Genomic DNA, 12,124 nt, shown 5'->3' with positions numbered 1-12,124 from the left:
CGAGGGCGATCATCCCGACTGGGATATCGGCTGGTTCGATGGCGCGACCGCCGCCGTTTCGCTCGATCAGGCCGGACTCTTGGCCCATGGGCTGCGGCCGCCGGTGACGCTCACCGCGACCGGCCGCTCAATGCTGCCGTCGGACGGTGCCTATGTGCCCACCGGCTTCACTCTCGCGGGCGTGTTCGTGATGAGGAAGTCATCCACGCTCCCGCCGCCGAAGACGTGGAACGATCTCGCCACGCCGCCCTATCGCGGCGTTGTCGGCATGAACGACCCCGCGATTTCCGGCCCGACCTACCCGGCACTGGCCGGCATGCTCAAGACCGCCGGTGGCTGGCCGCAGGGCAAGAGTTTCGTCACCGCGCTGAAGGCCAACGGGTTGCAGGTCTTCGCCAAGAACGATGCCACGTTGGCCGCCCTGCGCAGCGGCACGATCAAGCTGGCGATCGTGCAATCCTCCGCCGCCGTGAACGCGGCCCGCAACAGCGATCACGATCTCACCGTCATCTATCCGCGCCCCGCCTACGTGCTTCCGAACGTCATCGTGCTGCCGAAAGGTTTGCACGGCCGGGCGCTGCGCGAGGCGAAGGCCTTCATCGCCTTTGCCGAAAGCCCCGCCGGTCAGGCCATCCGCAAACGCGAAGGCGAGGGCGACAGCTATTACTGGCCGGTCACCGCGCAATCCGCGCCCCGCCGCGCCTTGCCGCCGCTGACGACGCTCGATCTCGCGACGCTCGACGCGGCAAGCTGGGGCGCACGGGAGAAGGACGTGCTGGCCTGGTTCGCCCACGCGGTCGACGGGGCGGGGTCTTGATCGCGCAGCGCAGACCCGTTTGCCGATGAGGTCCGGCGCGGCCGGCCTGCGGGCCGCGATCATCGCTGTGCCGATCGCGACCTTCTTTGTCTACCCGCTGGTTCGCCTGCTGGTCATGCCGTTTCTTTCCGGTCACGGCGCGGCCGGCGACTGGCCGGCCTTCGTCGTCTCCCTGCTGCTCTCGGTCGGCACGGCGATCATCGCTGCACCGCTCGGCGCGCTTTTCGCCCTCTTTACCACGACGGCGGAGGGCCCGGTCGCCCGCGCCGCCACGCTGACGCTCTGGGGCCTGTTCCTGACGCCGAGTTACATGCTGACGACCGGCTGGATGATCATTTTCAGCAACCACGCCTTGCGCGCCACGCTTGCCGGGCAGGCCTTCTTCGGCGTCGGCGGCCTGATGATGCTCTATGTCGTCAAGGCGCTGCCGTTTTCCGCCCTGGTCGCGCGGGCCACTCTCGCCGCCGCCGATTCGGCGCCGGCCGAGGCCGCCGCCATCCACGGCGTTCCCTTCATCCCGCGCGTGCGGATCGGCCTGCGTTTGCTCGCGCCGGCGATGGCGGTCGGCTTCGCCATCGCGGTGATCGAAACCATGCAGGAATTTGGCATCCCGGCGACGCTCGGCGTCACCAGCCATGTGCCGATCCTGACCTACGCGATCTACCAGCACCTCGCCGAAACCCCGACCGACTTTGCCGGCGCCTCGATCCTGTGCTGGCGCCTGATCGCCGTTGCGGCGGTGTTCGGCGGCATCGCCATGGCCTGCCGGCGGCAGGGGGCGGCGATCCAGAACGGCCGCATGCGGCCGCCCGCGCGGCAGCGCCCGGCGTGGCGGCGGGAACTCGTATTCGCCGCGCTGACATGCGTGTTTGCCCTGGTCGGGATCGTCATTCCGGTCGTGGCATTGTTCGCGCGCGCGCTCCAGCCGCTGCCCGTTCCCATGCCGCATCCCGGCGCGGTGCTGCGCTCGCTCGGCTTCGGCATGGTCGGCGCGACGATGTCGCTCGGCGTCGCCGTGCTGATCCTGCGCCTGCGCGCCTCCCGCGCCCGCCGCATCACGGCGGTGCTCGACGTCGCTCTGGTCGCGAACATGGCGGTGCCCGGCCTCGTGCTCGGCGCCAGCTACATCGTCGCCTTCAACAACGACCTGCTCCCGCTCTATGGCAGTCGGCTTCTGCTGCTGATCGGCTACACCGCGGGCATGGCCCCGCTCGCCCTGCGCATGATGCAGGGCGCGCTGGACGATCTCGATCCCAATCTCGTGGCAGCGGCGCGGCTGCACGGCCTGCCGCGCCTGACGCGGCTGGTGGATATCGAGGGCATGCTGCTGATCCGGCCCTTCACCTATGCTTATCTGCTTGTCGCCGCCGCGATCATGTTCGAACTGCCGGTCTCCGAACTGCTCTATCCGCCGGGGGCCACGCCGCTTGGCGTCGCCATCGTCACGCTCGACCAGATGAGCGACTACGCCGCCTCGGCGCGGCTCGCCCTGTTCGGCCTCGGCGCGATGGCCGGGCTCGCGCTTCTGCTCGCGGCCGGCGTTGCCCTGCTCGCCGCGCCGCGGCGCCTGCGCCCGGCATGAGCGCAGCACTCGCCATCGACGGCGTCGCCGTGCAGCGCGGCGGCCGCCTGGTCGTCGAGGATGCGGCGCTGAGCCTGTCCCCCGGCGAATGCGTCGTGCTGGCCGGCGAGTCCGGATCGGGCAAGACCAGCCTGCTGCGGGTGATCGGCGGGCTCGACCGGCCGGCGCGCGGCGCGATCCGCATCGGCGATGTCCTGGTCGACGATGCCGCCGCCACCTTCGTCCGTCCCGAGGCGCGCGGCCTTGGCATGGTGTTCCAGGATTTCGCGCTCTGGCCGCATCTGTCCGTTCTCGAAAACGTGGCGGTGGTGATCCGCGACCGTGCCGGGCGGGAGCGCAAGGCGCTGGCCCTTCTCGACCAGTTCGGCGTCGCCGCCTGCGCGGGACGCCTGCCGGCCACCCTGTCGGGCGGGCAGCAGCAGCGCGTCGGCCTTGCCCGTGCCCTGGCCGCAGCACCTCGCCTGCTGATGCTCGACGAGCCGTTCTCCAGTCTCGATGTCGAGACCAGGGAAACCCTGCGCACCGAGCTTCGCGCGCTGATCGTCGAAACCGGACTGGCCGCGCTCTGCATCTCGCACGATCCGGCGGATATCGCGCGCCTCGCGGACCGCGTCGCCATTCTTGAAGATCGCCGCCTGACCGCCTGCGCCACGCCGGATGCCATGTTCGCCCGGCCGGCGACCCCCTATGCGGCGCGCCTCGCCGGGCTGTGCGGCGGAGTTCTGGTGCCGGTGCGCGCGGCGGGGGACGACGCCGCCATTGTCTTCGGTGGTACGCCGCTCGGCATTCCCGGCGGCGCCTCCCGCCTCGCCGGTGCGGCCCAGGCGCTGCTGTTCTGGCCGCGCGGTGCGATGTCCCTCGCCGCAGAGGGCATGCCGGCTACCTGCATCGGCGCGCATTTCGAGGCCGGACACTGGCAGGCGTTGTTGCGGATCGACGGCCTCGCCGCCCTGCATGTCGCGGCCGACCGGCTGCACCTGTTTCCGTTCAATCCGGCCGGGTAATGCCGCCCGGGTTATCAACTGTATCCGACACCATACCCGGCCGCGCAAGGAGGAGACGGATACTAAGCGGCCTCATCTTTCTGGCATTCGGAGGACTTATGATCCGCTTGGCTCTGACCAGCCACTGAACTTGCCTCCTGCCACGATCAGAGCCTCGCTCGGACAGCCAAGTGTCAAGCGAAAGCCAGTTCCTTTCATACCGGCATTGTGCAGCGCCTCTCATTGAACGGCCACACCCTCACGATAAAAATGCGAAGGCCAGATTGTTTCCGATCCATCCTCGCGGTGACGCCACGTTGAGTGCGGGCGCTCACTCGGCCGCAAGCCTGACCTCAATCGGGATGCCCTCGATCGGACATTCCTCGGTCCCGAGGCTCGGCCGTGTAAGACCTTCGACCTTCGCGCGCACCGCCTCGGGATTTTCAATCCACTCGCGATAGAAATCGTAGGGGCAGACTGCCTTGCCCGGCTCGTTTTCATGGGAATTCACCATCCCGGTATATCCACGATGGAGCAGCTTGAAGAGGTGGTTCTCCGACTGGCCATTACGGCGTGCGTCGCGCAGTAGGGACTTCGAAAGCTGCGCATACTGGATGCCATACTCCTCCTCCCCGCATTCGCCGAGCGTGCGCCCGTCGAACCCGATGATCGCGGAGTGTCCGAAATAGGAATAAACCCCGTCGAAGCCAGCGGCGTTGGCAACCGCGACATAGACATTGTTGGCCCAGGCCATGGACTTGGCCATCATGACCTGTTGGTCCTTTGCGGGATACATGTAGCCCTGGCAGCGAACAACCAGTTCCGCCCCCTTCATCGCGCAATCGCGCCAGATCTCCGGATAGTTGCCGTCATCGCAGATGATCAGGCTGATTTTCAGGCCCTTCGGGCCCTCCGTGACATAGGTCGTCGACCCTGGATACCAGCCTTCGATCGGCGTCCATGGCATGATCTTGCGATATTTCTGGACGATCTTTCCTGTGTCGTCGATCAGGATCAGCGTGTTGTAGGGCATCTTGCGCGGATGCTCCTCATGACGTTCTCCGGTCAGCGAAAACACGCCCCAAACCTTGGCCTTGCGACAGGCTTCGGCAAAGATCTCGGTTTCGTCGCCCGGAATGACGGAAGCAGTCTCCAACATCTCGTTACGGTCATACATGATGCCGTGCGTCGAATATTCGGGGAAGATCACCAGGTCCATGCCGGGCAGGCCGGCTTTCATCCCGATCAGCATTTCAGCGATCTTCTGTGCGTTGGCCAGTACCTCGGCCTTGGTATGCAGCCGGGGCATCTTGTAGTTGACGACCGCGACGCCGACCGTGTCGTTGCTTGCGGAAATATCACCATGAAGCATGAGCTTTTCTCCTTGAGAGGTGAAAGGGGCGTGGCTGGTCCGACGGCCCAGCCACACGAATCAGCGGTAGGCCATCAAACCGTCGGCGAGCCGAACGACAGCGATGGCGTGGCATGCGGCTTCTTGCACATGTCGGCACAATCGCTGTCGAGCGAGCAGCAGAGCGAGCAGATGCTGCCCTTGTGGAACGGGCAGCCGGTCATGTCCTCCGGCTCGTATTCAAAGCCGCAGGCAACACAGTTCATCGCGGTGTGGCCGACACCCGGATGATAGGACGGGTCGCGCGCGATGTAGTATTTCCCTTTGGTGATGATCGCGAAGATCGGCGACAGCACGAAGGCGACGGCAAGCGCGATGAAGGAGGAAAAGGCCGCAGCGTAGGCCCCGAAGACACCGAAGAACGCGAGCACCGAGATGATCGAGGCGATCACCATCGAGCCGAAGCCGACCGGATTGAAATTGTAGAGATGGGCCCGCTTGAACTCGACATAGGACGGGCTGAGCTTGAGCAGCGGCTTGTTGATCACGAGGTCGGCCGTCACCGCGCCGATCCAGGCAACTGCGACGTTGGAGTAAAATCCGAGGATCTTGCCGAGGAAGTGGAACATGTTGAGTTCCATCATCGTCAAGGAAATGCCGATATTGAGGAAGATATAGACGAAGCGCCCCGGATGCGCGTGCAGCAGGCGGGAGAAGAAGTTGGACCACGAAAGCGAGCCTGAATAGGCGTTCGTGACGTTGATCTTGATCTGCGAGAGGATGACGAAGAACGTCGCCACGCTGATCGCCACCATCCCGGCGCCGAACATCGAGGTGAAGCCGGCATGATACATCTGGATCGGCTCGTTCGCCTGCGCCAACGGGGTGCCGTGTGATACCGCGACGGAGGCGAAGAACGAGCCCATGAGCTGCTTGCTGGCACCGAGAATGACCCAACCGGGGCCGGCGCCGAGTACGGCGAGCCACCAGCCGATCGAGTTTTTCTCCGTCTTGTCCGGCATGAAGCGGAGATAGTCGGCTTGTTCGCCAATCTGCGCGATCAGTGACAGTGCGATCCCGGCGGCAGAGCCGAACAGCAGCGGATTGAAGCCGGAGCCGCTTGGCGACGAGCCGGCGAAGCCAATCCAGCCGGAAATGGCATGCGGATCGACGGCGAGAACCGCGATCGGTGGGCTGAAGAGCAGAAATAGCCAGATCGGTTGGGTCCAGACCTGCAATCTGGAAAGCACGGTCATGCCGAAGGCAACGAGCGGGATGATCATCAGCGAGCCGATCGCATAGCCGAGCGGCAGCGGGATGCCGAAGTAGAGGTTGAACGCCTGCGCCATGATCGAACCTTCAAGAGCAAAGAAAATGAAGGTGAAACTGGCATAGATGACCGAGGTTATGGTCGAGCCCAGATAGCCGAAGCCCGCACCGCGGGTCAGCAGATCGACATCGACATTATATTTTGCGCAGTAATAGGCGATCGGAATTCCCGTCAGGAAGATGACCGTGGCCGCCGCGAGAATGCCCCAGAACGCGTTCGCAAAGCCGAACTGAATGTTGATTTCCGCTGAGATCTGACCCGGGAATTCCATCGAGATTTGACCCGCCCATAGTTTATGATTTGAGTTTCATGATGGGGTCAAGGCTGGATTTTTCTCCTTTCGTTTTTGGGATTTCTGCACGGAGCTATTTTTGAACCTGAAGCTGTCATTTCCGGTCTCGAGGATATGGCAGTGGTGGGTGAGGCGATCGAGGAGCGCGGTGGTCATCTTGGCGTCGCCGAAGACGGCGGACCATTCGCTGAAGCTCAGGTTGGTGGTGATGACGACGCTGGTGCGCTCGTAGAGCTTGCTGAGCAGATGGAACAGCAAAGCTCCGCCTGAGGCGCTGAAGGGCAGATAGCCAAGCTCATCGAGGATGACGAGGTCGGCATGGATCAGACGGCCGGCGATTTGCCCAGCCTTTCCCTGAGCTTTTTCCTGCTCCAGAGCATTGACCAGCTCGACGGTGGAGAAGAAGCGGACGCGCTTTTGTGATGCTCGACGGCCTGCACGCCGAGCGCGGTGGCGATGTGGGTTTTGCCCGTGCCCGGGCCGCCGACGAGCACGACATTGTCGGCGGGTTCGATGAAGTCGCAACGATGCAACTGGCGGACCAGGGCCTCATTGACCTCGCTGCTGGCGAAGTCGAAGCCGGCCAGGTCGCGATAGGCCGGGAAGCGGGCGGCCTTGAACTGATAGGCCATGGAGCGGACCTCGCGCTCAGCGGTCTCGGCCTTGAGCAACTGGGAGAGTACCGGGATGGCGGCTTCGAAGGCCGGGGCACCCTGCTGGGCCAGTTCATCGACGGCCTGTGCCATGCCGTGCATTTTGAGGCTGCGCAGCATGATGACGAGCGCGCCGGTGGCGGGATCATGACGCATGGCGGGCCTCCTCAGATTGGCGCAAGCTATCGTAGCGCTCGACGTCAGCCTTGGGTTCATTGGCCAATGTCAGTGCCTGTGGCGCGGTGATGACCGGAAGCGGAGCCTGTTTGCCGTCGATCAGCCGGTGGAGCCGGTTGATGATATGCGTCTTGGACGGCACGCCGTCCTCCAGCGCCAGTTCCACCGCCACCAACACCGCCTGCTCGTCATGGTGCAGCACCAGGGCCAGGATCTCCACCATCTCCCGGTCACCGCCAGGACGGCGCAGGAGATGTTGCTGCAGCCGCTTGAAGGCATCGGGCAATTCCAGGAACGGCGCACCGTTGCGCAAGGCGCCCGGCTTGCGCTGGATCACCGCCAGATAATGCCGCCAGTCATACACAGTGCGCCCTGGGCCGTTGTGCGTCCGGTCGATGATGCGCGGATGCTCGCAGATGATTTGCCCCTCCGCCGCCACCACCAGCCTGTCGGGATAGACCCGCAGGCTGACCGGCCGGTTGGCAAAAGAGGCCGGCACGCTGTAGCGGTTACGCTCCAAGTGGATCAGGCAGGTCGAGGAGACCCGCTTGGTGTGTTCCACGAACCCATCGAACGGACGGCCCACAGGCATGAGGCTCTCAACCTCGCTGGCCCAGACATCGGCAATGGTTCCCGGCTCGTTGCCATGCGCGGTCTGCTCCCACAGCTCCCGGCAGCGCCGCTCCAGCCAGTCGTTCAGGGCGTCCAAGCTTTCGAACGGAGGCATGGACTGCCACAGGCGGTGGCGTGCATCCTGGACGTTCTTCTCAACCTGCCCCTTCTCCCAACCGGCGGCCCGATTACAGAACTCGGCCTCGAAGAGATAATGGCTGGTCATCGCCAGGAAGCGGGCGTTGACGCTGCGCTCCTTGCCACGGCCGACCTTGTCAACGGCGGTGCGCATGTTGTCGTAAATCCCGCGCCGCGGTACGCCGCCGAGAGCTTGGAAGGCGTGGTTATGCGCGTCGAACAACATCTCATGTGTCTGCAGCAGATAGGCCCGAACAATGAACGCCCGGCTATGCGACAGTTTGGTGTGCGCCACCTGCAACTTGACGCGGACGCCACCGATGATCGCAAAATCTTCGCTCCAGTCAAACTGGAACGCCTCGCCAGGCGCAAAGGCCAAGGGCACGAAGGTTCCCCGGCCGGCGGTCTGCTGCAGCCGTTGGCACTCCCCCTTCCAAGCCCGGGCAAAGGCCGCCACACGATTGTAGGAACCGTCATAGCCCAGGCTGACGAGATCACCGTATAGCTGCTTGACCGTCCGCCGCTGCTTGCGCGGCCGGCCAGCTTCACGGCGCAGCCACGCCAAAAGCTTCTCGGCATAAGGATCAAGCTTGCTCGGCCGGTCCGGAACCTGAAACTTCGGCTCAATCACATCAGACCGAAGATATTTGCGGATCGTGTTCCGCGACACGCCTGTGCGCCGGGAAATCTCTCGGATCGGCACATGCTCACGCTTATGCCACCGGCGGATAATGCTCAAAAACGCCATGTCCAACACTCCGTTCGCCCCCGCCTCTTCCAGACGGGGAAACAGTCAAACATGGGTCAAATCTCAGTGGAAAAATCCGGCCTTCCCGGGTCAGATCTCAGCGGAAATCAACAGCCGCCGACACGGTCATCACCAACGCCCTGATCATCGACCACTGGGGGATCGTCAAGGCCGATATCGGCATCCGGGACGGCCGGATCAGCGGCATCGGCAAGGCTGGCAATCCCGATATCCAGCCGGCCGTCACCATCGTGATCGGACCGGGTACCGAGATCATTGCTGGCGAGGGCAAGATCGTCACCGCTGGCGGCATCGATGCGCACATCCATTTCATCTGTCCGCAGCAGGCCGAGGAGGCGCTCGCGTCCGGCATCACCACCATGCTTGGCGGCGGCACCGGCCCGGCGACCGGAACCGCCGCGACCACCTGCACGCCAGGGCCTTTCCACCTTGCGCGGATGTTGCAGGCGAGCGAGGGGTTGCCCGTCAATCTCGGCTTCGCTGGCAAGGGCAACGCGTCGGCCCCGGCGGCGCTTGAGGAAATGATTCGCGCCGGCGCCTGCGCGCTGAAGCTGCACGAGGATTGGGGCACGACCCCGGCGGCGATCGACACCTGCCTTTCGGTCGCGGATCGCCACGACGTGCAGGTGATGATCCATACCGACACGCTGAACGAGAGCGGCTTCGTCGAGGACACGATCGCGGCCTTCAAGGGGCGAACGATCCACGCCTTCCACACCGAGGGCGCGGGCGGCGGGCATGCGCCGGATATCATCCGGGTCGCCGGCTTCGCCAACGTCCTGCCCAGTTCGACGAACCCGACGCGCCCCTATACCGTCAACACGATCGACGAACATCTCGATATGCTGATGGTCTGTCATCATCTCGATGCCTCGATCCCGGAGGATCTGGCCTTTGCCGAGAGCCGCATCCGGCGGGAGACGATCGCCGCGGAGGATATTCTGCACGACCTCGGCGCGTTGTCGATGATGGCCTCGGACAGCCAGGCGATGGGCAGGGTCGGCGAGGTGATCACGCGCACCTGGCAGACCGCCCACAAGATGAAAGTCCAGCGCGGCAAGCTTGCGATCGGCGACACGGCAAGCGATGCCGCCGCCGACAACGCGCGGATCCGCCGCTACATCGCGAAATACACGATCAACCCGGCCATCGCGCATGGACTGTCGCACGAGGTCGGCTCGGTCGAGGTCGGCAAGCTCGCCGATCTCGTCGTCTGGTCGCCCGCGTTTTTCGGCGTGAAACCCGATCTGGTGATCAAGGGAGGGGTGATCGCGATGGCGATGATGGGCGATCCGAACGCCTCCATACCCACGCCGCAGCCGGTTCATGCGCGCCCGATGTTCGGTGCGTTCGGTCGCGCCCTTGCCGCGACATGCGTGACCTTTGTCTCCGCGGCGGCGTTCGAGGACGGCATCGGCTCGCGACTCGGCCTGTCGCGCATGGTTCGCCCGGTTACGAATGTACGCGGCGGCATATCCAAGGCCTCGATGATCCTGAACGGCGCCACCCCGCTGATCGAGGTCGATCCCGAGACCTACGACGTCCGCGCCGATGGCGAATTGCTGACATGCGAACCCGCCGCTGTCCTGCCGATGGCGCAACGGTATTTCCTGTTCTGATGCGCGCGCAACGGGTGATAAGGGCCGGCGGATGGCCAGGCGACAACGCCGCCGACAGCGTGACCCTCGATTATGACCGCCGTCATCGCCGGCGTCTGGCGCTGACCACCGATGGCGGGCGCAACCTTCTGCTCGACCTCGCGGAAGCCACCCATCTGCGCGATGGCGATGGTCTGGACTGCGGTGATGAGGGGATCGTGCGGGTCATTGCCGCACCCGAGTCGCTGATCGGCATCGCCGCGCCCCCGGCCCTGCTGATCCGTATCGCGTGGCATCTCGGCAACCGGCATCTCGATGTCGCCTTCCAGCCCGGCGACGAATGCGGCTCGCTCCTCATTCGCGACGATCACGTGATCGGTGACATGGTCCGCCGGCTCGGCGCGACGGTAACCCCCGTCACTGCTCCGTTCGACCCGGAGTCAGGGGCCTATGACGGGCATCATCATTGACTGCCAGCGGCGGCATAGGGTCAGGCGCGCTGATTCGCCTGCTGACGCTGCTGTCGCCGTCCTTTCCGATCGGCGGTTTCGCCTATTCGCACGGCCTCGAACAGGCAATCGATGCGGGCGACATCGCGAATGACGCCCAGCTCGCGGACTGGCTGGCGGCGATGCTGACCGAGGGCGGCGGGCGGAACGATGCGATCCTGCTCCGCCTGTCGTATCGGGCGGTAGCCGGCGATCCCTCCGGCGCCGGCCTCGCGGCGATTGCGCGGCTCGCCCGGGCCATCGCCCCCACCGCCGAACTGGCGCGCGAGACCCTGCAGCAGGGCGATGCCTTTGCCATCGCCGCGTCACCCTGGATGCCCGCGGCGCTTGCCCGGCAGCTCCGCGACCTGCGCCCGCTCGCCTACCCGGTCGCCTTCGGCGCAGTCGCCGGGACGCAGGATTTCGGCGAGGACACCGCCGTCGCCGGCTATCTGCATGCCTGGAGCGCTGGGCTTGTCTCTGCCGGCGTGCGGCTCATCCCGCTGGGCCAGACCGCCGGGCTGACCGTGCAATCGAGGCTTGAGACGATCATCCTGGAAGTTGCCGCCGCAACTTGCGACGCCACCCAGGAGGATCTCGGGAGCGCCTGTCCGCGTGCGGACATTGCCTCCATGCAACACGAAACAACACACACGAGGCTTTTCCGCACATGACAAGACATGGACCCTTGCGCGTCGGCATCGGTGGCCCCGTCGGTTCCGGCAAGACCGCGCTGATGGACGCTCTTTGCCGGGCCTTCCGCGATCGCTTCGAGATCGCTGCGATCACCAACGACATCTACACGCGCGAGGATGCCGAGTTCCTCACACGCGCCGGCTCGCTGGTTCCCGAGCGCATCATGGGCATCGAGACCGGTGGCTGCCCGCACACCGCCATCCGCGAGGATGCCAGCATCAATCTCGCCGGTTGTGCCGAGCTTTCGCGCCGGTTCCCGGGGCTTGATCTGCTGCTGATCGAGTCTGGCGGCGACAATCTTGCCGCAACCTTCAGCCCCGAACTTGCAGACATCACGATCTACGTGATCGATGTCTCCGCTGGCGACAAGATTCCCCGCAAGGGTGGTCCCGGCATCACCCGCAGCGACCTGCTGGTGATCAACAAGATCGATCTCGCGCCGCTGGTTGGAGCCAGCCTCGAGGTGATGGACCGCGATGCCCGGCGCATGCGCGGAGATCGTCCGTTCGTGTTCACGAACATCAAGGCCGGAAACGGCGTCGACGCCGTTGTCTCCTTCATCGTGAACGCTGGCGGCCTCGATAGTCGGAAGCACGGTTCACAACACGGCGCGTACCCCCAATAGGCTATGTGGGTGA

9 protein-coding genes and 2 pseudogenes are annotated in these 12,124 nt (G+C 64.8%); 7 read left to right on the top strand and 4 right to left on the bottom strand.

Annotated features, from left to right (window positions below):
- The 3 genes from ACIDOCELLA78_RS95340 to ACIDOCELLA78_RS95330 form a co-directional block, all read left to right on the top strand.
- On the top strand, positions 1-817 hold an 817-nt coding region (locus ACIDOCELLA78_RS95340), incomplete at its 5' end, for an ABC transporter substrate-binding protein (RefSeq protein WP_201729697.1).
- 25 nt (positions 818-842) lie between these two features.
- Complete coding sequence (locus ACIDOCELLA78_RS95335; RefSeq protein ID WP_201729696.1) at positions 843-2,399, top strand: iron ABC transporter permease; 1,557 nt, start codon at positions 843-845, stop codon at positions 2,397-2,399.
- Entirely contained in the window at positions 2,396-3,403 is a 1,008-nt protein-coding gene (locus ACIDOCELLA78_RS95330; protein ID WP_201729695.1) for an ABC transporter ATP-binding protein, read from the top strand. The genes ACIDOCELLA78_RS95335 and ACIDOCELLA78_RS95330 overlap by 4 nt, the downstream gene beginning before the upstream one ends.
- 310 nt (positions 3,404-3,713) lie before the next feature.
- Here the strand turns inward: ACIDOCELLA78_RS95330 and ACIDOCELLA78_RS95325 are convergent, their stop codons facing one another.
- The 4 genes and pseudogenes from ACIDOCELLA78_RS95325 to istA form a co-directional block, all read right to left on the bottom strand.
- Entirely contained in the window at positions 3,714-4,754 is a 1,041-nt protein-coding gene (locus ACIDOCELLA78_RS95325; RefSeq protein WP_201729694.1) for an aliphatic amidase, read from the bottom strand.
- Positions 4,755-4,828: 74 nt separating this feature from the next.
- On the bottom strand, positions 4,829-6,334 hold the full coding sequence (locus ACIDOCELLA78_RS95320; protein ID WP_201729693.1) for a cytosine permease: 1,506 nt from the start codon (positions 6,332-6,334) through the stop codon (positions 4,829-4,831).
- Between the two features lie 36 nt (positions 6,335-6,370).
- A pseudogene (gene istB / locus ACIDOCELLA78_RS95315) lies at positions 6,371-7,164 on the bottom strand (IS21-like element helper ATPase IstB).
- Positions 7,154-8,683: an IS21 family transposase gene (gene istA / locus ACIDOCELLA78_RS95310; RefSeq protein ID WP_201727493.1), complete on the bottom strand. Its 1,530-nt coding sequence runs from the start codon at positions 8,681-8,683 to the stop codon at positions 7,154-7,156. Before istA ends, istB begins: the two are co-directional and overlap by 11 nt.
- Positions 8,684-8,790: 107 nt before the next feature.
- Here istA and ureC point away from each other — a divergent pair.
- The 4 genes and pseudogenes from ureC to ureG all read left to right on the top strand — a co-directional run.
- Positions 8,791-10,323, top strand: a pseudogene (ureC, locus tag ACIDOCELLA78_RS95305) (urease subunit alpha); the annotation flags it as partial.
- Positions 10,272-10,772, top strand: coding sequence for an urease accessory protein UreE (locus ACIDOCELLA78_RS95300; protein ID WP_307850956.1), 501 nt, complete (start codon positions 10,272-10,274; stop codon positions 10,770-10,772). The pseudogene ureC and the gene ACIDOCELLA78_RS95300, both read left to right, overlap by 52 nt.
- Complete coding sequence (locus ACIDOCELLA78_RS95295) at positions 10,769-11,464, top strand: urease accessory protein UreF (protein ID WP_201729691.1); 696 nt, start codon at positions 10,769-10,771, stop codon at positions 11,462-11,464. Before ACIDOCELLA78_RS95300 ends, ACIDOCELLA78_RS95295 begins: the two co-directional genes overlap by 4 nt.
- Positions 11,461-12,111 (top strand): urease accessory protein UreG, encoded by a 651-nt coding sequence (gene ureG / locus ACIDOCELLA78_RS95290; protein WP_201729690.1) that lies wholly within the window; start codon positions 11,461-11,463, stop codon positions 12,109-12,111. Before ACIDOCELLA78_RS95295 ends, ureG begins: the two co-directional genes overlap by 4 nt.
- Positions 12,112-12,124 lie beyond the last annotated feature (13 nt).

The organism is Acidocella sp. C78 (genome assembly GCF_907164655.1).
The sequence above is the reverse complement of the archived record's forward strand: the minus strand, read 5'-3'. Positions and strand labels throughout refer to the sequence as shown.